Genomic DNA, 23,351 nt, shown 5'->3' on the forward strand with positions numbered 1-23,351 from the left:
TTAGAGTTTCTTCAGATATGAGGAATTTCCACCGTATAGACCGTACCTTCACTCGGCTGGCTATTGACGGCGATTTCACCCTTATGGGTATGTATGATCTTTTGAGTCAGCATCATCCCGATGCCGTTTCCACGGGCATAGTCTTTATTGCTTCCCCGATAGAAAGGAGAAAACAGGTGTTGCATGTCATCGGCATTCATACCGATACCCGTGTCCGAAAAGCGGATAACAGACTTTTGCTCCCAAAAGCTGATCTGGACGAAAGAAGTGTGATTGGCGGAGAACTTGCAATTGTTCTCCATCAGATTGACAAAAGCTGTTTTCAACAGATAGCCGTTGCCCAACACCGTGAGGACGGAGTCGTCATCGGCTTCTTCGCCGAATATCAATTCGATGGTATAGTCGGGGTTGGCTTTCATCACCATCTCACGGGCATCGAGCAGAAGCTCGTCCAGACGGATCTCTTCCAATTTGATCTGCTCGGGCAGATAATCGGCCTTGGCCAGATTGAGCAACCCTTCGGAAAGTTTCACCAACTTACGCGAATCGTCGAGCGCATTACCGATGGCACGGCGATATTCTTCGGAAGAACGCTCTTTCAGCAGAGCCAGTTCAAGTTCGGCAATCAGGGCAGCCATGGGAGTACGCAGTTCATGGGACACATTGCTGACGAACATTTTCTGAGAATCGAAAGACTGTTCCAGCCTTTCCAACATCCGATTGAAGGTGGTGGCAAGTTCGCCCAATTCATCTTTTTCGTCCTTCACCGGCACACGCAGGTCGAGACGGGAAGCAGAAATAGCTTCCACCTCCCCGAGAATATCGGACACAGGAGCCAGGGCACTCCGCGAAAGCAGGTAACCGACTCCCGCCAAAAGAGCGATACCTAAAAAGAAAAGAACAATCAGCATGGTCTGCAAAGAGTGTTGCTTGGCATATCCGTAACCATCGAAAGCAGCCGCTGTGATGACATAAGGTTTACCATGGAACGTGTAAAGGAGCCCGATGACCTGATAACCGTCTTGATAAAACTCGATAGATTTATTCTGCAAAATTCGGTCGATCATCTCAGGGGTCTCTTTCACCAGGTCGATCTGCTTGGCATCATGATAAAGCAAATGGAAAGTAGTATCGTAGATGGCTACCTCCACTTCATTGATAAATTCGCGGTTGTTGAGGTAAATGGACTGCATGGTCTTGGCATCCACCCGGTTGTCGAGGAAAAGGTTGGCTTTGGTGATGCCTTCCTTTTTCAGGTCACGGAAGAATTCATTGCTCCGGTTCCGCTCCGAAAACAGATAGATAGCAGCTACCAGCAACAGAAAAACGGCTGCCGTGAAACCGGTATAGCGGAGAGTGAGCCGGGTACCTATCTTCATAACTCCTGCCTGAATATAAAGCCCATACCGGGTTTGGTATGGATCAGTTTCACATCATAGTCCCGGTCTATCTTTTTGCGGAGATAGTTGATGTACACATCGATAAAGTTGGTGCCCGTATCGAAATGGGTATTCCACACCTTGTCGGCTATTTCAACACGGGTAAGTAACCGTTCGGGGTTCTCGGCCATATAAAGCAACAGGTTGTACTCTTTGGGAGAGAGTTTGATCTCCCTCTCCTGCCGATAGACGGTTTTTGTCTGCCGGTCGATGCGCAAGTCCGCATAGACGAGTTCCGTAAGTTGTGTTTCGGGTATACCGGGAAGTCGTCGTTTCAGCAATACCTTGATACGGGCATCGAGTTCGCGGAAATCGAAAGGTTTCACCATATAGTCGTCAGCCCCGGCATCGAAACCGTCGAGCTTATCATCCGTTGTGCCCAACGCTGTCAGCATCAGTACCGGAACCCGGTTATTGATGTTCCGTATCTCTTTACAGAGTTCGAAACCACTCATCTTCGGCAAGATTACATCGGAAATGACCATCTGAAACTCTCCGGCACGGAACAGGCGCAACCCCCAAGCTCCGTCGTAGGCAAGTTCCACCTGATAACCGGACTCTTCGAGACCGCGCTTCAGCAGTTCCGCCACACGCTGTTCATCTTCCACAACCAGTATCTTTATCATGATGCAATCCCTCCTTACCGTTAGTTATCAATTCACCGGGCACAAAGATAAACACATAATGATAAATCCTCAACAGTATCGGTGTTTATTTGCCCCTTCTCGTTCCGGCCGCATCTGATGCTTGGTTCATGCCTACAGTGAACTACTGGCTAACGGGGAGAATGACTTAACGGGTATTGCTGTCGATAATGGGTATTGTGACCTAAATCATTTCATCAAGAGTTTCAAACGCTTTACCGGAAAAACGCCGTTACAATATTACAAACAAAATACAGACACCGCCGGAAAATAAACAGGGTGTAGCCATCCGGTCCGGATGGCTACACCCCAAGGTACCTAAGGCTACACCCTCCCCCCGGTTGGGTGTAGCCCTATTGTTCCTGCACGGCATAAACCACTTCGTGCGCTTCTGTCAACCGGGGAACCTCCAGTTTATCCAACATCACATCCAGAACCGGCTCCGGCACTTTATATTCGCGTATGCCGTTTTGTCGCCGCCAGACGGAGTAAGGTTTCTCTATATAGACTATTTTCACCCGTGCCCCATAGGTGATGAACAAATCGACCAACTGGGCACGTCTTTGGCGGGTCACGTTGGTGGCATTCCAAATAAAGTCCTGTCCCTTCCGGAGGTAGCCCCGTGCCTGCTCTTTGGCCGTTTGTGCCACCCAGCCGTTAGCCGCTTTATCCGTGGGGCTGAGTTTATGTTCACGTCGGATAGCATCCAGACTGACAACCGGCATATCGGCACATCGAGACTCTATATAATAGTCTTTCCCCATACCGGGCAGACCTGCAAGCAAAGTAACCTCACATCTGAAATCATCGTGGGGGACATAATCGATATAAGCCTGATTCGTATGAAAATAATGGAAGCGGGCCGTATCACCGGCAAATGCCCGGGCTTTCCCCCAGCATTGCTGTTCACGGCAAAACATTTCAAAGAATTCAGTAGCTTCCAGCAGTATTTCCCTGTCCGTGCAGATACGCCCGCAAATATCGGCCACAGCCAACTGTTTCAGTAACGAAGTGTCCAGCCTCAGCGAAGCTTCACAAGCACGTTTCAAGGGATCTTCCCGTTCCATCAGCCAGATAGGCAAACCATGATGGCGTACCAGAGAGGCAATATGCTCGCGGATACCGAAAGGCGTAGAAATATCCCTGTAAAGGAGGGTGCGTACAGTAGCTTCCCCCCGCTTCGCATGATTTTTGGAGGTGATCTGCCCATTGCCTTCATCGACCGAAGTCGAACGCTTTTCTACATCGTGAAGCAAAGCGGCTGCCCAAAGGATCTCCCGGTCCTGCTCCGCAAGCCTCAGATAGGAAGGCTGTTGCTGCAATGCCTCGAGTACCATGCGGGTATGTACGGCCACACTTCCCTCGGCATGATGCAAAGCGTGCTGGGGAACCAGATCCATATCCCGCACCCAACTGAACTGCTGTACCAGTGAATCCCAATCTTTCCGTTCTGTCAATCTCCAAATCATTCGTTACCTCCTTTCTCTTGTTTCGACTCCCACACCAGGCGGGCACGCTTCCAATGCCGTGTCCAATGCTCGTCTGTCTGCACATGCCCCTGACGGACATACTTAAACACATTACGGGCAAAGTCTGCGGTAAGATACTCGCCGGCATTGCGGGTTACTACCCCTTCACGGGTACAGTCCATCCCTGTCAGCGCATCACGCGATCCGAAGACACTTGGTTCCCCGGCCAGGCAGATGACATGCTGTTTCAGGGTTTCGGCTGTTAGTCCGTTTACCTGCTCCGTACACAATTCGGGTACAGTAGGCAAATCGAACAAAGCAGCATAAAACTTCACCTCTTCCCACGACAGCCATTTGTCGAGACAGCGGACTGCGAACACATAAAAATGGGTTTCCAGCCGCTTGTACTCGATGGAATGAACAGCATACAGATTCTCGCCGAAGAGTTCAATATCTCCCAAGTCATTCTTCAACAACTCCCAACGCTGACGCAACTGGCTCGTCCATGGTGAAGTGGTAGGAGCAGCATGCGAACGGGCAAAAACCCCGTATCTGCTTAAACAATTATTCTCCCCATCCAGTTTTTCGGTATGGACCAGCGTGTTTATCTCCCGGATATCCTCCCAATAGGTATGATTGATTCGGTCGTCACTCGTCGTCCCGGGAGAGAACGGATAGTGGTAGGTACGACCATATTTTTCTGATAACATAGCTTTTTCTTTTAATCGTTAATACTCAAAACCGGAGTTCTTCTTGAATGACCTTCACCGGGTTTCCCCTTTGAAGGCTGTTGTGGTTACTCCAGTTGGCCTGTGCCTGAATCATTGCCTGCTCTACATTCCAAGCAGTCAGCTTGACCAGCAATCGTTCGGTGGCCAGTTTTTTATTCTGCCATTGTGAACGTTGGTCGGATGCCACTACACTGATTCCGCTGGGAATATGGACAGCCCTTACAGCAGATTCCGTCTTATTGACATGCTGTCCGCCGGGTCCGGAAGCCCGTAAAGTTTCATAACGGATTTCATTTTCGGTCGCCTCACGGCTTTCGGACAGCAAGAAGGTCTGCACACCGACAAACCAATTTTTGCGTCTGTAATGAATCCGGTACGGGCTACGGGCAATCCACAACACGGTTCCCTCCCACTCTTCCACCAGTGTATCGCAACCTGCACCTTCAAATGCAATGACTGCCGACAGCAATGTACGGTTGGCAGGACCGGCTTCTTTTTCCACTATTTCCACTTTCAGTTTCCGGGTCTGGGCTTGTTTTAATATTCTCTCAAGCACTAATGCCACTATACGGCAACACTCCACGGGACCACGTCCCGAAGTGATTTGTAAATACGTCTTTTCCATCATTCTACTCTTTATTCATTCGTACGATACAGGGCATAAAGGTACCCTGAATTTCCACCAATGCCTCCTGAGTTTGCATCACCCGGTCAATGTCTTTGTAAGCCAACGGCATTTCTTCGACACTACCGCCAATCAGTGTCACGCCGGCCTGCGAAAGATACTTCTTCAGTGCTGACTGGGTAAAACTGTCTTTCGCTTTTTGGCGGGACATGGCGCGTCCTGCTCCATGAGAAGCGGAACAAAGGGCTTCACCCACTCCTTTTCCACATACCAGATAACCGGGGGTGGCCATACTTCTGGGAATCAGTCCCGGAAGGCCCTTCTGAGCCGGAGTTGCTCCTTTACGGTGTACAATGGCAGTTTGTCCGGAAGCAAGTTCCTCCTTCCATGCAAAGTTATGATGGTTGTTCACATTGGCCAGAGGTTTCAGTCCCAGAGCTTTGGCCAGATTCAGATGAATCCGTTCATGGCAAGCACGGGCATAATCGCCTGCCAGATTCATACTAAGCCAGTATTCCTGCCCCTCTTCCGTATCCAATCCCAACCAGGCAAAGTGCTGAGCCTCGCGGGGCAAGCGACAGATGTCACGGGCCAGCAGACTGTAATGTTTGGCAATGGCAGCACCCAGTCCCCGTGAACCGGAATGGGAAAGCAAAGCCGCATAACTACCCTCCGGAACTCCTAAGACATTGTCCGCCTGCAAGCTGATCCTGCCAAACTCCACAAAATGATTTCCACCACCGGAACTTCCCAGTTGTCGCACCGCTTTGCCATGCAGCCCTCTCAGCAATTCAGTCATTCGGAACTCTTCCCGATCAAGTACCTCGTGTTCCTGTACAAAAGGCAACCCGCCATCCATGCCGAAATGAGTGAATTCTTTTAGCGCTTCTTTCATCTGATGCGAATAACGCCTTAGAAAGTCTTCCCCGGCATCAAACAGGGTAAGACTCATCCGGCAACCTATATCAACTCCCACCGCATACGGAATGACTGCATTATCCGTAGCCAATACTCCTCCTATGGGTAATCCGTAACCGGCATGTGCATCGGACATCAACGCTCCGGCAAGAGTGACCGGAAGGCGCATAGCCAGATTCATCTGTTGTTTGGCCAATGTTTCAATATGCTTGCTTCCGTATGTTTTATAAGCCAAAGGCTCGTCGAGCAAATCATACGACGTAAAACTTTTTTCTACTAAAGTAGGAGAAAGTTGTTCGGCCAGTTTACTCCATACTTCGTTGTTTTTATATATTTCGGGATTTCCGAGTACATCGCCCAGAATAGCTAATATCCGCTCTCTTGTCTCGTGTTTACAATACTTGTTGACGAGGGCAACGGCCAGACTACGGGCCACGTTGTCTCTATATCCCAGTTTGCTTAAATCTTTCAAACGTATTCCCATACTGTTTTTCTTTCGCATACAATACCGGCTACCTGCCATGGGCAGGCAACAGACAATATGCGGGATACCAATACTTTAGAAAAGGATATAACACATCCTGTTCACAGCATTGAAGTGAATAATAAATAAATTAAACGTGATTGTGGAACTAATCAACCTGCATCGCCAGCAGCAGAATTGCGATGCGTATAAAAAAACAAAGTTGCAAAGCCCCATCCTCCCGACGGGTCAACTCAGTTCCAATTTTGAAGATATTATTTCTCTGACATAATTAAAACCCTTTCTGATTATTTAAAGGGTGAATACTCTGTTTATCGGCGGCAAAAGTAATAGTTCTTTTTATTCCCGCAAAACAAAAAGACATTTTTTTTCAGGAACAGTACCCATATTCATGAAAAAGCGGCACGAATCACTTCGCACCGCCCCTGTTGCTAACTCGCACCAAAGCTTCCCGCCTCACAGCGTTCTTCTCCGGAAATTTTTAAATGCATGAAGCGGTTAGCGTTAATCTTTATATTGTCGGTGCAAAATTACCGTTTTTCTCCCTATCATTCACTATCTTTGCACCTCAAAATTTTAAGAATCATTCAATGATAAACGAAGAAAAGATACATAAAAGCACTTCAGGCTGGTGGGCACTCAGCCCTTTATTCGTATTCTTGTGCCTCTATCTGGTCACCTCCATCCTGGTGAACGATTTCTACAAAGTTCCTATAACGGTGGCCTTCCTCATCTCGTCGTGCTATGCCATCGCCATCACACGGGGACTGAATCTGGAACAACGCGTCTATCAGTTCTCGGTAGGAGCTTCCAATAAAAATATCATGCTGATGGTGTGGATATTCATTCTGGCAGGAGCCTTTGCGCAGAGTGCCAAGCAGATGGGAGCCATCGATGCCACTGTAAACCTCACACTCCATATTCTGCCGGATAACCTTTTATTGGCAGGCATTTTTCTGGCTTCTTGCTTCATCTCCTTATCTATCGGTACCAGCGTGGGAACCATCGTGGCACTGACTCCCGTTGCCATCGGACTGGCGGAAAAAACCGGCATAGACCTGCCGTTTATGGTAGCGGTGGTAGTGGGCGGATCATTCTTCGGAGATAATCTTTCGTTCATCTCCGACACAACCATTGCCTCGACCAAGACACAGGAATGCGTGATGCGTGATAAGTTCCGGGTAAACTCCATGATCGTAGTGCCTGCCGCACTGGTGGTACTGGGTATCTATATCTTTCAGGGACTTTCGGTAGCTGCTCCGCCACAGGTACAGGAGATCGAATGGGTGAAAGTGATTCCTTACCTTATCGTATTGGGAACGGCCATAGCCGGAATGAACGTAATGTTGGTCTTGATAATAGGCATCTTCACCAGTGGTGTAATCGGTATCACTACAGGCAGCCTCGGATTCTTCGATTGGTTCGGAGCTATGGGAACGGGCATTACCGGAATGGGTGAACTGATCATCATCACTCTGCTGGCGGGTGGAATGCTTGAAACCATCCGCTACAACGGAGGAATAGATTTCATTATTAACAAACTGACCCGGCATGTAAACGGAAAACGGGGAGCGGAACTCAGCATTGCCGCACTGGTGAGCATTGCCAACCTCTGCACGGCTAACAATACGATCGCTATCATCACTACCGGACCGATTGCTAAAGATATCGCGAAGAAGTTTCATCTGGACCGAAGAAAGACAGCGAGTATCCTCGATACTTTCTCGTGCCTGATACAGGGGATCATCCCTTACGGAGCACAAATGCTGATTGCTGCCGGACTGGCACAGATCTCCCCGCTCAGTATCATCGGAAACCTGTATTATCCGTTTACAATGGGTATCTGTGCGCTGCTGGCCATTCTATTCCGTTATCCGAGGAGGTATTCCTGAATAGCGGACGGCTTACTTCCGGATATTCTGTAAATAGGCTTCGAGCGATTCATCTTTGCCCAATCCTAACTTCTTGCGGATACGGCTTCGTCCGGAATTGACACTGGCACGCGAAATGCCTAAAGCAAGGGCTATCTCGTCAGTGCTCTGATTCAGCAAAATCAGCATACAAAGCAGTTCGTCGTTACGGGTCAGTTCGGGGCATTGGCAGCGCAAAGCGGGCAAATAATGGGGATAGAGTGCGGCAAACGACTGACGGAACCGTATCTCGTCATCTCCGCTCAACAGCATCGGATTCAATTTCTGCCGTACGTTATCAATCACATCGGCATGTGCTACCTTCTCTAATTCGTCATTGAGAGATTCATAGCGGCGGTTCAGTTCCTGATGAATGGAAATCAACCGGGAGAGCCGCTCACGATGAAGCTGGGTTTCGCGCCGATAATGACGCCGGCGCTGCAACATATATATCACGGCAAGCCCCAAAAGCATCAGAAGCAAAACAACTACGATCCCAATATAGGTCAGTGTACGCTCCTTCAATTCGACTTCGGCCATCAACGTACGATACTCCTGCTCTTTTCGTCCCGTCTCGTAACGGACATTGGCAGCAGCGGTATAGCGTAATTTATCTTTTTCATTCAGCGAATCTTGTAAAGCAGCATACCGGGGATAAAGTTCCAGTATCCTTGAAGCCAAATGCCGGGAAGCATAAATTCCCAGCAGACCTTTTGCAGCGAAAGCTTCCATTTCATCCCAATCCATATAGGTAAACTCGCGATGTGCCTGCTCCATCATGGCAAGTCCGCGCTCTTCCCGGCCGCTTCTGGTCAAAGCCAATCCCAACCAATAACGGGTACTGGAATGGGTAGAGGGTCGCACACCGGCACTGTCGGCAAAAATAACTTCCATATCACGAAGTGCCGCCGCTGTGGAGTCGGGACACATCTGCAACCAATATTTTGCCCGGTCCCTGCGCCAGGTTCTCACATTCCGTTTTCCCATCCGTCGGGCCACTTCTTTCTCTTTATCCAAATAGAAAGAGGCGGAATCAGCCTGTCCCAGATCCATAAAGAAAGACGAACGGGCACGGTAAGCTCCACACAATGCCATACTGTCTTTCCGGGCAGCCATCCAGACTACTTTCGCATTAATCTCCAAGGCTTTTTCGGTCAGGGCCAGTGTAGAATATAAGGCAGCGAGATCGGCACATGCACGTATCATGCCGTCTGTAGCTATGCCGGGATGTTTATCATACCATTCAACGGCTTCAAGAGACAAATCGACAGCCCGAACATACCGTCCTTCACGCCTGTAATAGTATCCCAAGCGTGCGAGTATAGCCCCTGCATCCCCCGTTTCTCCACCCTGACGGTAAGCTTCTACAGCCTTTTCCTGCATCCGGCTGGCCACATTCGGACGGGCACTACTGAAATGATAAGCCCACGAAACCATGTGGCAACAAAGCATTACGACCGACTGGTCGTCCGGCGACGGTAAAGCGGCAAAAGAGTCGGCCAATGCCTCCGTACGCGTATTGTCATCTGTCATCAAGCTGTTCTGGGCTTCGAAAGCCAGAAGAGGATAAGCACAATACCCCGTCAGAAACGGATGTCCGGACAAGCGGATACTGTCGAGCATATGCACGGCATCTTCATAATCTCCTGTTTTCGATAAAACCTGATTGTACAATGGTATGATGCGCAACAACTGCCTGCGAAGGGTATCCGGATTGCCTGCCGGTGCAGAAGGCATATAACGGAACATTCCACTGTAAATATCTGTAAGCAAATCATAATGTCCTGCCTTGAAAAGCGAATCGTGCAGACCCGTATAATGTTCAATGCACTCTCCGGGATAATGGGTCATCCACTCTTCTAAAGAGACAGACGGAGTTGTGGATGATTGTTTACATCCGGCCGGAATAAAGAATAGCAAAACGAACCCAAAGATCAAAATACAGTATCGCATATAAGAAGTCCAATAAATTAATGACGGCAAAGATATGTTATTTGAGCGAGAAGAGAGTCAACAGCAAAGCAGGAAAGTCCATACATTCGCTGAAATAAAGTGTTTTGAATGAATAATCGATTAAACCATCTATTGGCTTTTCTACCGGGTTACTCTCTTTATATGTACTTTTGTCCCCGTAATCAGGTCCCTTAAAAACTACAGACAGAACAATGATTAAAGAAAAAGTAAAGCCACACATCGGTTTGGTAACCGATCTTACAACAGGACAAATAGACGGAAGAATTACTCCGGGCGGAATGATTTTAGTCACCGGATATAACATTAAAATAGACAACGGAAACGAATCTGTCCGTGAGGCAATCCAACTTTCCCGACAGAATGCGGAGACTGTATGTATTGCCCCACCGCTGGAAATGAACGAACCCCACCTCTTAAAATTCAAGATACCCGACTCATTGCCTACCGGAGAATATACACTGACAATCAAGACCCGATTTGCAGGCAAAGACAAACAACTTCTGCCACGGGAACAGACATTGGTATATATGCTAAGACTGATCCAAGAAGAATAATCGATGGTACAAAAAAGCTCTGAATGGGGTTATTATTATAAAAAAGAACAGGAAGTCTTTGTCAATCAAAACAAAACCCCTATCTTTGCGCCCGCTATTACGAGTTAATAGCATTAATTCAAATCATTCATTAAAAACATTTATTTAAAATGGCAACAAGAATTAGATTGCAAAGACATGGACGTAAAAGCTACGCTTTCTACTCTATCGTTATTGCAGACAGCAGAGCACCACGTGATGGTAAATTTACAGAGAAGATTGGTACTTACAACCCTAACACCAATCCTGCTACAGTAGATTTGAATTTCGAACGTGCTTTGCACTGGGTACTGGTAGGTGCACAACCTTCAGACACAGTTCGCAACATCCTTTCTCGTGAAGGCGTTTACATGAAGAAACACCTCCTTGGCGGTGTAGCTAAAGGTGCTTTCGGTGAAGCTGAAGCTGAAGCTAAATTCGAAGCTTGGAAGAACAACAAACAGTCTGGTCTGGCTGCTCTGAAAGCTAAAGAAGATGAAGCTAAAAAGGCTGACGAAAAAGCACGTCTGGAAGCTGAAAAGAAAGTAAACGAAGCAAAAGCAAAAGCATTGGCTGAAAAGAAAGCTGCTGAAGAAGCTGCTAAGGCTGCTGCTGAAGCTCCCGCAGAAGAAGCTGCTCCGGCAGAAGAAGCTGCAACTGAAGCTGCTGCTGAATAATAATCGGCAGTATCTATCATTAGTAAATAGGATTAAAACGATAAAATCCTCTCCGGTCCTACCGGGGAGGATTTTTTATTAAGGCCATTCGGCAACCGGATTCACCACAGAAGGCACAGAGGGTTGCCTCAAAAGTTCTTTTCACCACAGGTTATCAATAGTGATAATTAATGACTTAAAATTCAATGTGTGTTACTCTGTATCTCCTGTGGTGAATTTCAGCACATCCTCGCAGCAAAAACACTACCTTTTATTTCAGCACAACATAACGCAGAAAAACGACCTGATCTCCCGTTTTAACCGTTCCTTCTTTCAAAGCTTTCTCGTCTACACGGAAGGTTTTGAGGTATTTCTTCAGACTTTTGGTCACCGTGTAGGGTTGTTCTTTTTCATATCCCAAAATCTTTATACTACCGTCTTCGTTGATCGTGACTTTACATTTAATATTAAAAGTCAACCCGCGCAATTTCTTGGCTTCCGCTTTGTTTATCCAGAAAATATAGGTTGCCTTTCCGATATCATTCTTCTTTTCGACCTTCTTCTCTTTAGAATATTCATCGTATACTTTAAACGAAGGTTCACTTTTGCTGCTGCCATCTCCACACGAAGTGCAGGCCAACAGAACCGACAACAAGATTCCAAATACTTTTTTCATTATTGAGCTCCTTTCTGCTTAGCGTATATTACATAACTATTATCTTCTTCTCCTATCGACTGACCAAACTCCCGCAGGGCATTCGCACTCTCCCCGGCCATACCGCTCAGATAGGCTTCGATCTCTGCTTTCAGCGATCCAGGCTCCACGAGCCGTATATACTGCCTGTCGTAAAAAGCCCAGGGTGTCCATAACCGATCCGGCATACCTCCCATAAAATCATTCACTATACGGAAAAAGGTTCCGCGCAACGATTTCTTATCTACTACAAAGTACGAAGTATCCTGAGATTCCCACAGTCCGTCACCTACCTGCTTATCTACCGCCAACTTTCCGATATAAACCCGGGGTAACTCGTAATACATCGTCATCGAACGTTTCCGATTTCCGATATCGAGCGTAAAGTGGGGCTTCAGCCTGCTCTCCGAACGTATATAATGATAAAGTGTATCAGGGCGTAACTCCCAGAAGGTCGATATATAGAGATCGACTGCTTCCGTATTGGCCCCATACGCGATATCATTACTATAATCGGGAACAACAAACAGATGCTTAGGTGTGGGAACAGAGTCCAACAGATTTCCTTCAAAATCCTGTATCCATGCAACCAAAGGGTATCCGGTAAAAGGAAGTGCCCCCACTGTAATCTCTCGTTTGTCCGTATCGATCCGGAACATGGCTTTGGAGACAGGCCGATACAACGGAATGGATGGCAGCGGTTTCCCTTTCAAGTCGTAAACATAGATAACATTACTGTTAGCAAAAGGGATCAGATAAATGCAATTATGTTTTTCATCAATCCGGGCTTTATATATAGAACGATACTCTCCCGGTCCCTGCCCGATAGCACCTATATCGGTAATGAACTTTCCCTTTTTATCAAACAACCGGCAGGGATGAAGTGTATAAACAGAACCGTAAACGAGAATGTAGTTTTCGGAGACACATAGATTGCTTACCCCTACCATCGCTTCATCGCGGTTATCCAACTTGATGATCCGAAAGTCCTCTACAAAGAAGCTGAGCGGTAAGTCAATCGTATCTTTCAGTGCATTTAGATCACATACCACAACAGAATCCTGACCGGTCCACTGACGGGAAGCCACAACCGGCCATTGCTCCGATAAGTCCTTCTCTTCTATCTTCGGAACAGCCGAACAAGAAGAGACTAAAAAGACTCCCCCCAGAATTGAACTCAAGAAAAGTAATTTCCCGGAATTTTTCATATACCCTCCTTTTCTATAAATGCAAAGATAAAAATAAAAACGAATTTCCTACGAACATTCCGTAGTTTTTTTATTCATTCCGGAGTTTGTCTATATAAATAGGGCACGCTACAGAAGGCACAGAGTTTTAATCCTTTGCTTATAAGTACGCCTGAAAGAAATATTTTTCATTGTACCCTCCGCACACTCTGTGGCGAAAGTACACAAAATTATACACCCGCCGGACACCACATAAAAAAAGATGCCCGGGATAAATCCCGGACATCTCTCCTTCAAGTCTGTTTGGACAGACTGGTAATCTCTTTTGATTAATATCTGTCACGACCGCCGCCATAGCCGCCGCCACGATTACCACCACCGTAACCGCCACCACGGTTGTTACCGTAGCCACCACGACTACCACCACCGTAATTGTTATTACGACGCGGTCCTTCTTCTCTCGGACGTGCAACTGATACAGAAAGTGTTTTTCCGTCTATTTCTTTTTCGTTCAGTGCTGCGATGGCAGCATTTCCCTCTTCGTCATTCGGCATTTCTACGAAACCGAATCCTTTAGAACGGCCAGTCTCTCTGTCCATGACAATTTTGGCTGAAATAACTTCTCCAAACTCTTCGAATAATTCTCCTAAATCGGCGTTGCTAAGATTATAGCTGATGCCTGCAATAAAAATGTTCATTGAAAAAAATAATTAATACAATTAATAAAATTTGTTATGTTAGAGAAGTCTTAATAAGGAGATAAATTACTCTACAAGTACCTTGGAAATAAAACACATCCTATCAGAAATCTTTAATACGCGGTAAATATAGACATTTACAATAGATTGAGAAACAAAATCATCATTTTCTTTTATTTTTTTATCAAAATTCAAATTTCAACGTTACTTTAATCTCATCTTTGCTTCCTCCGTCTGCGACTCCGGCGTCTTTGCATCTTCTCACGTTTATAGCGCTGTACCCGTTTATAAATCATCCAGCCACTCATTAGTCCCACTACTACAAAAATCAGAATAGTAATGCCCACTCCGAGATTGTCGCCTTTTATGCGTGACCAAATTTCAAGAACCTCTTTCGTCTTATCACCAAAATCACGAATCATGGCACAACGCTCCACCACTTCACGATCCGGATACTGAATCTTGTCAATCTGCAGGCTGTCGGCACCCGGTCCGAAGAAATAGCTCAGATCGGAATAATATGTAAGAGTTGTGTCCACTTTCGCTTCCATGATCTCGGGCGAAGCCACAGCACTTACGTAACCGCTCGCTTCCATATTCCGCAAGGCAATGTCGGGGCGGCACATGAAGTTGATGAAGTAGCTGGCGGCTTTCGGGTTACCGGCATACTTAGGAATCACCCACCCGTCATACCAGATGTTGCTTCCTTCACGGGGTACGGCATAATCCAGCTCCACTCCTACCGCATCCGCTTCCTCGATGGCCCACTTGGCATCTCCGCTCCAGGTCATGTTGAGCCATGCTTTATTTTTAGTCATCATCTCTTTGCCGAAGTCTGCCTCCCAACCGGCTATATTGGGCTTCATTGCTTTGAGATATTTCTCGGCAATCTCCATCGCACGGGGAGAATAGTCGTTCATCAGATCTTCGACCGTCACCTTACCATCGGCGAGTTCACGGGCATGGGCGTAAATGATGGCAGTTCCGTATGCATCCCGGTAACTGTCTTTCATCAGTATCTTACCGGCATATTTCCGGTCCCAAAGACAATTCCAGCTTTCGGCATCGGCTTCGGGCACAAAAGCTTTATTATACAATATCCCGGCGGTTCCCCACATATAGCATACCGCATAATGACTGGCGATCCGCCCCGGCTGACTCAGTTTATCAATCTGTTCACGGATATAAGGCGATACGTCATTCATGTAATCGGGCGAATGGGGAAAAACAGTGTCGATGGGCAACAGCAGGTTTTTCTTTAACATCCGCTCGATGATGTATTCCGAAGGACATACCACATCGAAATCTTCGTGTCCCTTCTCAATCTTGGTGAGCATGATTTCGTTAATATCAAAGGTTTGATAAACGATGCGGATATCCTCACCCGTCTGCTCCTTATAATATGCCTGAAAGTCTTCGAGCACCCCATCACCGATATAATCGGCCCAATTATAGATTTTCAATACCTTCTCGCGAGGTTCACCGGAGTTGTAACAACCGGAAAACAAAAGTGACATCGCCAGGAAAAGGGTTATTAATAGTTTGTTCATTAGCACTTTATACAGTTTCTTGATTCTCGTAAATTCTCTTCTTTTTCGATTTAAAACAAAAAGGACATCACTTTTTCTCCTTACCCGCACGCCGGTTAATGACAATCAGCAATGCCAGCACCACCACGAAGATAATCGTCGAAAGGGGACGCAGCTCCGGAGTAAGCCCTCCCTTGCGGGCATCGGCATAAATATAGGTGGAAAGTGTCTCAAGTCCTTCGTTACCGATCGTAAATACCGTTACCGCAAAATCATCGATAGAAAGTGTCAGCGCAAGCATGAAGCCGCTAATCATTCCCGGACGGATCTCCGGGATAATCACTTTGCGAAGTGCCTGCATCGGGGTTGCTCCCAGATCGAGGGCAGCTTCGTAAATATTAGGATTCATCTGCTTGAGGCGGGGCAACACGCTGAGCACCACATATGGAGTACAGAATGTGATGTGCGCCAATACCACGGTCGTATATCCCTGAGATATACCGAGCGAAACAAACAGCAGGAACAGGGAAATACCGGTAATAATATCACCATTCAGAATAGGGATACTGTTCACAAAACTGATGGCCTTCCGCGAACGTGCCTTCAGGTTGAAGATGCCGATAGCCGTGACGCTGCCCAACAAAGTGGAAGCCGTAGCCGCTATCAAAGCAATGGTCACGGTATTGATCAACGCATTCATCAGCGAATGGTGCGTGCCGGTAGTAAACAGTGACGAATACAGTTTCGTGGAGAATCCGGTCCAGTTGCCCAACACCTTTGCTTCGGTGAAAGAGTAGATCATAATAATCACGATAGGCGAATAGAGCAGCAAAAGGAGTATCCACAAATAGGTCTGGGCAAAAATCTTCTTTACCATAGCCCACCTCCTTCGTTCGTATTATCTTTGTCGTCGGTGCTGAACAGAGAAGTCGCCGCAATCAGCAACAGCATGATCAGTGACAGGGCCGCTCCATAATTCCACATACTATTATTGATATTCTCCTGGATAGTGGTACCAAACAGTTTGATGTTGTTCATCGTCAACAACTCTGCAATGGCAAAAGTTGAGATAGTGGGCATAAAAACCATCATGATGCCACTCATCACTCCCGGCATGGAAAGCGGAAGCACTGCCTTGAAAAACACCTGGACGGGATTGGCACCCAAGTCCTGCGCAGCCTCGATGTAACTGTGATCCATCTTTTGCAGGGTGTTGTAGATAGGGTAAATCATGAAAGGTATAAAGTTATAGACCATACCGAATATCAAAGCTCCCTCACCCAACGGGACACTGAAGAAGTCGAACAGGGCTACTGTTGCCAACGTACGCACCAAGATGTTGACCCACATGGGAAGGATAAACAATACGACCATCGTTTTCGAGCGGTTCAGCTTTGCGTTGCTTAGTATCCAGGCTGCCGGATAACCCAGCAGGATACAGACGATAGTGGTAATGATGGCAATACCGATGGAATAAACAAAGGTATTGATAGCCTCGTGATGCTGAAAAAACTTCGCAAAGTTTTCCAATGTCAGATGTCCGCTGTCATCGGTGAAAGCATAGACCACAATAAGGAGTAGCGGAATAACGACGAAGATCGCCGAAAAGATAATGTAAGGGAGCGTCCAACTCTTACGTGATGAAAAAAAGACCGATAATCTTTTCACTCTTAACTCTTATTTTTATTTAGTTCTTAATTACTCTGATACCGTCCGGGGGGATGGTGATACCTACACGGTCTCCATCGTCCCATACGTCGTTCGTATCTACAAATACATTCTCGTCCCAATCCGAAAGCACAGTCAGATGATAGTGGTCGCCTTTATAAAGGATGAACTTCACCTCTCCGGTCAGCGTACCGTCTTCTTCGTTATCCTGAAGAATCACTTTGTCGAAACCGACTTCCACTTTCACTTCGCTGCCGGCATCAATTCCGGTAACAGGAGCACACTCGAAGTTACAACCCAGAAACTCCACATGGGTTTCGTCAATCAGCTTGCCTTCGAAGGTATTGCACACGCGCTCTTTCTTCATTATATGAATATCAAACGGTTTCACCAACAGCCCAACGAGGGCACCGACCTCAAAATGATGATAGTCCTGTACCAGAAATTCATAGCCGTTGCAAAGGACGGTCATTTCATAATGTACCCCCTTGAAGACGGACGACTGCACCACGCCGGTCAGTTGTGCCGCTTCCGAAACCGGAAATATATAAAGATCCTCCGGACGGATCACTACGTCTACGGGCATGTTTTCGCCGAACCCTTCGTCCACACATTCGAACTCGGTATTGCAGAAACGTACCAGTTTGTCGTGTATCATCACACCGTTCAGGATATTACTTTCCCCGATAAAATCGGCCACAAACGAATTGGTAGGTTCATTGTAAATATCAATGGGAGTGCCGATCTGCTGGATTCGTCCTTCGCTCATGACGACAATCGTATCGCTCAGCGTCAATGCTTCCTCCTGATCGTGGGTGACATATACAAAAGTGATCCCTAATGATTTGTGCATCTCCTTCAGTTCCATCTGCATGTCTTTGCGCATCTTCAGGTCGAGAGCTGCCAATGGTTCGTCGAGCAACAGCACTTCCGGTTCGTTGACTATGGCACGTGCGATAGCCACACGTTGCTGTTGTCCGCCGGACAGCGAATCTACGTCACGGTATTCATAGTCCGTCATCCCCACCATCTTCAAAGCAGCCTTCACCTTCTTCTCAATGGTCTGCTTCGGCATCTTTTTCAGCTTCAGCCCGAAAGCAATATTATCATATACATTCAGATGCGGAAACAAAGCGTACTTCTGAAACACCGTGTTTACCGGACGTTTGTGCGGAGGAGTCTGCGTGATTTCCTTCCCCGATATTTTAATTTCGCCTTCCGAAGCAGTCTGGAAGCCGGCAATAAGGCGTAACAAAGTAGTCTTACCACAACCCGAAGGACCCAGGATGGTGACGAACTCACCTTTTTTTACATTCAGGGTCACATGATCCAGGGCAGTCTTCTCTCCGAAGAATTTAGACACACCGTTCACCTCAATAATGGATTTGCTTTCTTGCATATTCATACTAATTTGGGGTGCAAAGGTACACATTTATCCGATTCGTACATACATGTTAATCTAATATAACAGAGAAATTCTATTCCGAATAAAAAAAACGGCTATCTTTGCATAAATATTTATTCATAAAACATACTAAAGCAATGAAAAAGTTAACTTATCTGGCTGTTGCAGCGGTTGCTCTGGGAGTAGCATCTTGTAATAACAGCAAACCCGGTTATGTGATAACAGGTACTGTGGAAGGCGCTTCCGACGGCGATACCGTATTTATTCAGGAACGTGTAAGCAGACAGTTCAACAAACTGGATACAGCCATCATCGCTAACGGAACATTTACATTCGAAGGCGTACAGGATTCCGCAGTGAACCGTTACATCACTTACTCTAAAAACGGTGACGGAGCATATGTAGATTTCTTCCTCGAAAACGGTAAAATCAACGTAAACCTGTCTAAAGATAATAAGTCGGCAACCGGTACTCCGAACAATGACGCTTATCAGGAGATACGGAACAAGACCAATGTGATCGATCAGAAACAGGCAGCTATCTACCAGGCTATGGGCGACAGCACACTGACCGATGATCAGAAGTTGGCAAAACAAAAAGAATACTCACAGCTGGAAGAGGCATACAGCCAGGCTATCAAAGAAGGTGTACAGAAAAACATCACCAACCCAGTGGGTATCATGTTGTTCAAACAAAGTTTCTATGAAAACTCTACCGAAGAGAATGATGCTTTGCTGAAACAAATACCTGCCAACTATCAGAATGACGAACTGATTATGAAAATCAAAGAAGTTACCGAAAAGCAGAAAGCGACTGCTGCCGGTCAGAAATTTATCGACTTCGAGATGCTGACACCCGACGGAAAACCGGTAAAACTGTCCGACTATGTAGGAAAAGGCAAAGTGGTATTGGTTGACTTCTGGGCAAGCTGGTGTGGTCCTTGCCGCCGCGAAATGCCGAACATCGTAGAGGCTTACGCTAAGTACAAAGGCAAGAACTTCGAAATCGTAGGCGTGTCTCTCGATCAGGATGCCGATAAATGGAAAGATGCCATCAAGAAGCTAAACATCACCTGGCCTCAGATGTCCGACCTGAAAGGCTGGCAGAACGAAGGTGCACAGTTGTATGCCGTAAACAGTATTCCCCACACCATGCTGGTTGATGCTGACGGAACAATTCTTGCACGTGGCCTGCACGGAGAAGCGCTCCAAGCCAAACTGGAAGAAGTATTGAACAAATAGGCTGTATCAAAACTTACCACAGAGGACAGAGAGTAACACAGAGGCGATTTTAAGTTGTTGATTATTAACAAAAAGGCTCTGTGCTACTCTGTGTTACTCCGCGGTAAAAAGAGTTTCGACACAGCCTCTTCATTTTACAAATGTCCCGGACAGGGGCTTTCAAAACCAAACCTATTTCAGTGAATCGGCATAGGAACAGAGCTTGACAATCTGATCCACATTCTCAAAATTCACTTTATTCTCTCCAATGTATTTCTCAATTTCCGCACGATGCTTTGAGTAGATTTTGGCAAATTGCTTAAAATTGCGGAACTGTTTCATTTTATCATCTTTCTCCACCCAATAGATATGATGCCGGTTGCCGACAATCATCTTCTCACCTTGCAACTGGTATGATTGTCCATTGCTCATGACAGAACCGTAACTCTGAACTGCCGTTGTTTCCGAACGGGTGCCATAGGCTCCCACAGGGGCTTCCTTACGTGCAGATGCTTTATACTGAACATACACTACCGGTTTTGTCGGCAACATTTCTATTCCGGCTCCGTTGGATTCCGGATAAAACGTACGCCCTCCTATCTTGATCAGCAAAATATCTCCCGGATTGGCAAGTTCCTTCACCTGCTTATCCTGCGGATCTACAAAATAGAACTTGTTGGCTACTATATTGTAGTTCATTTTTGACTTCAATTCACCACCGGCTCTGAGAACCACCTGGGCATCTTCATACTTATCAAACAGGAACGAAGCCGTATCGGCCTGGGCTCTCAACTGCCAGAAACTGCACAGTGCGAAAGCAATGAAAATAAAAAACCTTCTCATAATACATCGATATTAAACAATAAAAGGCTGTTTTGACAGTATACACTTCAAAACAGCCTTTCAAATAGTTATAGTAAATCTCTCTTTACTTTACATACCAATCAGACAAACCAACGCACATAACAGAAGTCCTGACGGTGAGGCAAATCCGGATTTTTCGGGAACATACGGTATGATACTTTGAAGCTTCCTGCATTCGACAAGCTGTGTTTAGCCTGGAATGTATACAGATCGCCTTCTTTCTTAACCACGCTGAATGGTTCTACCGAATAAACATGCTGTTTTCCTTCCGGAGTCGTATAAGTTGTAACCAACTCCAGTCCCACTGCATCGTTCAATCCTTTTTCATCAACGACGATGGTAATCGTATACTCCTTGCCGCTTTCGATATCGCCTTGTGCAATGTCTGCTTCTCTATCTCTTGAAACGATCTCGATGGAATCCCACTTGGCGACCACTTCTTCTTTCCATGCTGCAATTTCTTTTGCCTTCGCATTATCATTGGCAGACAATTCTTTGAAGCGCTTGGCTTCCTTGCAGTAGAATTTGCTATAGTAATCGTCGAGTTGACGCTTCATTGTATAGTGAGGAGCAATCTGAGCGATTGAGTTTTTCACACTTCTAATCCAGCCTTCTGAATACCCCTTCTTGTTGCGGGCATAATATAACGGCAGAATTTCTGTTTCAAGAATACTGTAGATGGTAGCTGCATCGAGCTGATCCTGATGTTCCTGATTCTGGTAAGTACGTTTCTCGGTCAATGCCCAACCTGCACCTTCGCGGTAACCTTCAAGCCACCATCCATCGAGCACGGAGAAGTTCAATACACCGTTCATCAAAGCCTTCTCACCCGATGTACCGGATGCTTCAAGCGGACGGGTCGGCGTGTTCAGCCAGATATCAACCCCACTCACCAGACGGCGGGCCAACTGCATATCGTAGTTTTCGAGGAAGATAATCTTGCCCAGGAATTCCGGACGCTGAGAAATCTCAACAATCCTCTTAATCAGCCCCTGACCTGCACCATCGTGCGGGTGGGCTTTACCTGTGAAGAGGAACTGTACCGGATAATCGGGGTTATTAACAATCTTCGACAGACGTTCCAAATCGGTGAACAGCAGGTGAGCACGTTTGTAAGTGGCAAAACGGCGGCCGAAACCAATCAGCAACGCATTCGGATTGATCTTATCCAACAGAGATACAATGCGTGACGGATCTCCCTGGTTCTTCAACCACGTTTCACGGAACTGCTTGCGGATATAGTCCACCAGCTTGTTCTTCATAGTTACACGGGTCTTCCAGATTTCTTCATCGGGCACATTATAGATAGCTTCCCAAATCTTCGGATTTGACTGATCATACAGGAAGCTTTCGTTGAAATATTTAGCATAAAGCTGTTTCCATTCCGTAGCACTCCAAGTAGGAAAGTGTACACCGTTGGTCACATAGCCCACATGGCTTTCCTCCGGGAAGTATCCTTTCCAGATAGAAGAGAACATCTCCTGAGAAACCTTTCCATGCAGCCAGCTCACACCGTTCACTTCCTGAGAAGTGTTGCAGGCAAATACCGACATACAGAAACGTTCTCCTTTGTCACCCGGATTGTTACGTCCGAGATCCATCAGATCGTCCCAGCTGATACCCATCTTTGAGGGATAGCCACCCATATACTTGCCGAACAAACCTTCGTCAAAGTAATCGTGACCGGCAGGAACCGGAGTGTGAACCGTATATAAAGAAGATGCACGAACCAACTCGATAGCCTGGTCGAAAGTAAGACCGGTAGCTACATAGTCGCAGATACGCTGTACGTTGATCAGGGCAGCGTGTCCTTCGTTACAATGATAAATATCTTTCTTGATGCCCAGTGCTTTCAGTGTCAGCATACCGCCGATACCTAACAGGATCTCCTGTTTCAGACGGTTTTCCCAGTCACCTCCGTAGAGTTGGTGAGTGATAGGACGGTCAAATTCACTGTTCATTTCGTTGTCTGTATCGAGCAGATACAAAGAAATACGTCCTACGTTTACTCTCCATACATTTGCATGTACGTAGTAATCCATATAAGGCACATCCACTACCAACGGTTTTCCGTCTGCATCCGTCACACGGTCGATAGGAAGCTGACCGAAGTTCTGTGCTTCGTAATTGGCAATCTGCTGCCCGTCCATAGACAGCGTTTGTGTAAAGTAACCGTAGCGATACAGGAAACCTACCGCACAAAGATCTACATTACTGTCAGAAGCTTCTTTCAGATAGTCGCCGGCCAGTACACCTAAACCGCCGGAATATATTTTAAGAACGTGATTCAAACCATACTCCATGCTAAAGTAAGCTACAGAAGGACGTTTATCGTCTGGCTTCACATCCATGTAGTCTCTGAATTTAGCATATACGTCATTCATACGTTTCAGGATAACCTTATCTTTTGATAAAGCTTCCAATTTTTCGTAACTCATACGTTCAAGCAAAAGTACCGGATTTTGACCAGCTTCTTTCCAAAGGGTCGGATCCAAATCTCTGAACAGTTCAGTGGCTTCATAATTCCATGCCCACCAAATGTTGCGTGCAAGTTCAGATAATTTCTCTAATTCCGCAGGAACACGTGACTTTACAGTTACCTCCTTCCAATTCGGAGTATTCACATTACTTACTTTAATTTTCATAATGTTATTGTTTACTTGT

The 23,351-nt window shown here is 46.4% G+C and carries 21 protein-coding genes; 5 read left to right on the forward strand and 16 right to left on the reverse strand.

Annotation, left to right across the window (positions count from 1 at the left end):
• Positions 1-11 precede the first annotated feature (11 nt).
• Positions 12-1,379, reverse strand: coding sequence for a HAMP domain-containing sensor histidine kinase (locus tag JZY04_RS10790; protein ID WP_122143494.1), 1,368 nt, complete (start codon positions 1,377-1,379; stop codon positions 12-14).
• Entirely contained in the window at positions 1,376-2,065 is a 690-nt protein-coding gene (locus tag JZY04_RS10795) for a response regulator transcription factor (protein ID WP_005806723.1), read from the reverse strand. Before JZY04_RS10795 ends, JZY04_RS10790 begins: the two co-directional genes overlap by 4 nt.
• Positions 2,066-2,186: 121 nt before the next feature.
• Here JZY04_RS10795 and JZY04_RS10800 point away from each other — a divergent pair, with 121 nt between their 5' ends.
• Positions 2,187-2,357: an AraC family transcriptional regulator gene (locus JZY04_RS10800; RefSeq protein WP_250706938.1), complete on the forward strand. Its 171-nt coding sequence runs from the start codon at positions 2,187-2,189 to the stop codon at positions 2,355-2,357.
• A 79-nt stretch (positions 2,358-2,436) separates the two neighbouring features.
• Here JZY04_RS10800 and JZY04_RS10805 read toward each other — a convergent pair whose 3' ends face one another.
• Genes JZY04_RS10805 through JZY04_RS10820 form a run of 4 tightly spaced genes read right to left on the reverse strand, consistent with a single transcriptional unit; the run spans position 2,437 to position 6,310 of the window.
• Complete coding sequence (locus JZY04_RS10805) at positions 2,437-3,552, reverse strand: AAA family ATPase (RefSeq protein ID WP_122143495.1); 1,116 nt, start codon at positions 3,550-3,552, stop codon at positions 2,437-2,439.
• On the reverse strand, positions 3,549-4,262 hold the full coding sequence (locus JZY04_RS10810; protein ID WP_122143496.1) for an RNA ligase family protein: 714 nt from the start codon (positions 4,260-4,262) through the stop codon (positions 3,549-3,551). The genes JZY04_RS10805 and JZY04_RS10810 overlap by 4 nt, the downstream gene beginning before the upstream one ends.
• Positions 4,263-4,287: 25 nt before the next feature.
• Positions 4,288-4,908: a peptide chain release factor H gene (gene prfH / locus JZY04_RS10815; protein ID WP_122143508.1), complete on the reverse strand. Its 621-nt coding sequence runs from the start codon at positions 4,906-4,908 to the stop codon at positions 4,288-4,290.
• Between the two features lie 4 nt (positions 4,909-4,912).
• Complete coding sequence (locus tag JZY04_RS10820) at positions 4,913-6,310, reverse strand: RtcB family protein (RefSeq protein WP_122143497.1); 1,398 nt, start codon at positions 6,308-6,310, stop codon at positions 4,913-4,915.
• 590 nt (positions 6,311-6,900) lie between these two features.
• Between JZY04_RS10820 and JZY04_RS10825 the strand changes: the two genes are divergently transcribed.
• Positions 6,901-8,202, forward strand: coding sequence for a Na+/H+ antiporter NhaC family protein (locus JZY04_RS10825; RefSeq protein ID WP_122143498.1), 1,302 nt, complete (start codon positions 6,901-6,903; stop codon positions 8,200-8,202).
• Positions 8,203-8,214: 12 nt separating this feature from the next.
• Here the strand turns inward: JZY04_RS10825 and JZY04_RS10830 are convergent, their stop codons facing one another.
• A complete protein-coding gene (locus JZY04_RS10830) occupies positions 8,215-10,071 on the reverse strand; it encodes a helix-turn-helix transcriptional regulator (RefSeq protein WP_181996513.1) in 1,857 nt (618 codons plus the stop codon).
• Positions 10,072-10,385: 314 nt separating this feature from the next.
• Here JZY04_RS10830 and JZY04_RS10835 point away from each other — a divergent pair, with 314 nt between their 5' ends.
• Both JZY04_RS10835 and JZY04_RS10840 read left to right on the forward strand, forming a co-directional pair.
• A complete protein-coding gene (locus JZY04_RS10835; protein ID WP_122143500.1) occupies positions 10,386-10,748 on the forward strand; it encodes a DUF4469 domain-containing protein in 363 nt (120 codons plus the stop codon).
• A 149-nt stretch (positions 10,749-10,897) separates the two neighbouring features.
• Entirely contained in the window at positions 10,898-11,443 is a 546-nt protein-coding gene (locus JZY04_RS10840) for a 30S ribosomal protein S16 (protein WP_005778447.1), read from the forward strand.
• Between the two features lie 250 nt (positions 11,444-11,693).
• Here the strand turns inward: JZY04_RS10840 and JZY04_RS10845 are convergent, their stop codons facing one another.
• The 7 genes from JZY04_RS10845 to potA all read right to left on the reverse strand — a co-directional run bounded on the left by JZY04_RS10845 (position 11,694) and on the right by potA (position 18,603).
• Positions 11,694-12,098 carry a DUF4891 domain-containing protein gene (locus JZY04_RS10845; protein ID WP_005778448.1) on the reverse strand — a complete coding sequence of 135 codons (405 nt, stop codon included), beginning with the start codon at positions 12,096-12,098 and terminating at the stop codon, positions 11,694-11,696.
• Positions 12,098-13,324, reverse strand: a complete 1,227-nt coding sequence (locus JZY04_RS10850) for a 6-bladed beta-propeller (RefSeq protein WP_005778449.1) — start codon at positions 13,322-13,324, stop codon at positions 12,098-12,100. The genes JZY04_RS10845 and JZY04_RS10850 overlap by 1 nt, the downstream gene beginning before the upstream one ends.
• Positions 13,325-13,632: 308 nt before the next feature.
• Positions 13,633-14,001 (reverse strand): RNA-binding protein, encoded by a 369-nt coding sequence (locus tag JZY04_RS10855; protein WP_005778451.1) that lies wholly within the window; start codon positions 13,999-14,001, stop codon positions 13,633-13,635.
• A 215-nt stretch (positions 14,002-14,216) separates the two neighbouring features.
• Positions 14,217-15,551, reverse strand: a complete 1,335-nt coding sequence (locus JZY04_RS10860) for an ABC transporter substrate-binding protein (RefSeq protein ID WP_122143501.1) — start codon at positions 15,549-15,551, stop codon at positions 14,217-14,219.
• Between the two features lie 67 nt (positions 15,552-15,618).
• Positions 15,619-16,407 carry an ABC transporter permease gene (locus tag JZY04_RS10865; protein ID WP_122143502.1) on the reverse strand — a complete coding sequence of 263 codons (789 nt, stop codon included), beginning with the start codon at positions 16,405-16,407 and terminating at the stop codon, positions 15,619-15,621.
• A complete protein-coding gene (locus JZY04_RS10870; protein WP_005778456.1) occupies positions 16,401-17,198 on the reverse strand; it encodes an ABC transporter permease in 798 nt (265 codons plus the stop codon). The genes JZY04_RS10865 and JZY04_RS10870 overlap by 7 nt, the downstream gene beginning before the upstream one ends.
• A gap of 19 nt (positions 17,199-17,217) precedes the next feature.
• Complete coding sequence (gene potA / locus JZY04_RS10875; protein ID WP_181996511.1) at positions 17,218-18,603, reverse strand: polyamine ABC transporter ATP-binding protein; 1,386 nt, start codon at positions 18,601-18,603, stop codon at positions 17,218-17,220.
• Between the two features lie 137 nt (positions 18,604-18,740).
• On the opposite strand from potA, the gene JZY04_RS10880 reads away from it, so the two are divergent.
• Complete coding sequence (locus JZY04_RS10880) at positions 18,741-19,844, forward strand: TlpA disulfide reductase family protein (RefSeq protein WP_005778459.1); 1,104 nt, start codon at positions 18,741-18,743, stop codon at positions 19,842-19,844.
• Between the two features lie 171 nt (positions 19,845-20,015).
• On the opposite strand, the gene JZY04_RS10885 is transcribed toward JZY04_RS10880, so the two are convergent.
• Together JZY04_RS10885 and JZY04_RS10890 are read right to left on the reverse strand one after the other, a co-directional pair.
• Positions 20,016-20,666 carry a hypothetical protein gene (locus JZY04_RS10885; RefSeq protein ID WP_005778461.1) on the reverse strand — a complete coding sequence of 217 codons (651 nt, stop codon included), beginning with the start codon at positions 20,664-20,666 and terminating at the stop codon, positions 20,016-20,018.
• Between the two features lie 101 nt (positions 20,667-20,767).
• Positions 20,768-23,332, reverse strand: a complete 2,565-nt coding sequence (locus JZY04_RS10890; RefSeq protein WP_005806753.1) for a glycosyltransferase family 1 protein — start codon at positions 23,330-23,332, stop codon at positions 20,768-20,770.
• Positions 23,333-23,351 lie beyond the last annotated feature (19 nt).

Origin of the sequence: Bacteroides sp. 11BF (assembly GCF_019633765.1) — a bacterium.
GTDB lineage: Bacteria > Bacteroidota > Bacteroidia > Bacteroidales > Bacteroidaceae > Bacteroides > Bacteroides hominis.

Bases quoted from the DNA above. Each gene is read 5' to 3' on its own strand.
- JZY04_RS10790 (WP_122143494.1), bottom strand. From the start codon at position 1,379: ATGAAGATAGGTACCCGGCTCACTCTCCGCTATACCGGTTTCACGGCA.
- JZY04_RS10795 (WP_005806723.1), bottom strand. From the start codon at position 2,065: ATGATAAAGATACTGGTTGTGGAAGATGAACAGCGTGTGGCGGAACTG.
- JZY04_RS10805 (WP_122143495.1), bottom strand. From the start codon at position 3,552: ATGATTTGGAGATTGACAGAACGGAAAGATTGGGATTCACTGGTACAG.
- JZY04_RS10810 (WP_122143496.1), bottom strand. From the start codon at position 4,262: ATGTTATCAGAAAAATATGGTCGTACCTACCACTATCCGTTCTCTCCC.
- prfH (WP_122143508.1), bottom strand. From the start codon at position 4,908: ATGGAAAAGACGTATTTACAAATCACTTCGGGACGTGGTCCCGTGGAG.
- JZY04_RS10820 (WP_122143497.1), bottom strand. From the start codon at position 6,310: ATGGGAATACGTTTGAAAGATTTAAGCAAACTGGGATATAGAGACAAC.
- JZY04_RS10825 (WP_122143498.1), top strand. From the start codon at position 6,901: ATGATAAACGAAGAAAAGATACATAAAAGCACTTCAGGCTGGTGGGCA.
- JZY04_RS10830 (WP_181996513.1), bottom strand. From the start codon at position 10,071: ATGACCCATTATCCCGGAGAGTGCATTGAACATTATACGGGTCTGCAC.
- JZY04_RS10835 (WP_122143500.1), top strand. From the start codon at position 10,386: ATGATTAAAGAAAAAGTAAAGCCACACATCGGTTTGGTAACCGATCTT.
- JZY04_RS10840 (WP_005778447.1), top strand. From the start codon at position 10,898: ATGGCAACAAGAATTAGATTGCAAAGACATGGACGTAAAAGCTACGCT.
- JZY04_RS10845 (WP_005778448.1), bottom strand. From the start codon at position 12,098: ATGAAAAAAGTATTTGGAATCTTGTTGTCGGTTCTGTTGGCCTGCACT.
- JZY04_RS10850 (WP_005778449.1), bottom strand. From the start codon at position 13,324: ATGAAAAATTCCGGGAAATTACTTTTCTTGAGTTCAATTCTGGGGGGA.
- JZY04_RS10855 (WP_005778451.1), bottom strand. From the start codon at position 14,001: ATGAACATTTTTATTGCAGGCATCAGCTATAATCTTAGCAACGCCGAT.
- JZY04_RS10860 (WP_122143501.1), bottom strand. From the start codon at position 15,551: ATGAACAAACTATTAATAACCCTTTTCCTGGCGATGTCACTTTTGTTT.
- JZY04_RS10865 (WP_122143502.1), bottom strand. From the start codon at position 16,407: ATGGTAAAGAAGATTTTTGCCCAGACCTATTTGTGGATACTCCTTTTG.
- potA (WP_181996511.1), bottom strand. From the start codon at position 18,603: ATGAATATGCAAGAAAGCAAATCCATTATTGAGGTGAACGGTGTGTCT.
- JZY04_RS10880 (WP_005778459.1), top strand. From the start codon at position 18,741: ATGAAAAAGTTAACTTATCTGGCTGTTGCAGCGGTTGCTCTGGGAGTA.
- JZY04_RS10885 (WP_005778461.1), bottom strand. From the start codon at position 20,666: ATGAGAAGGTTTTTTATTTTCATTGCTTTCGCACTGTGCAGTTTCTGG.
- JZY04_RS10890 (WP_005806753.1), bottom strand. From the start codon at position 23,332: ATGAAAATTAAAGTAAGTAATGTGAATACTCCGAATTGGAAGGAGGTA.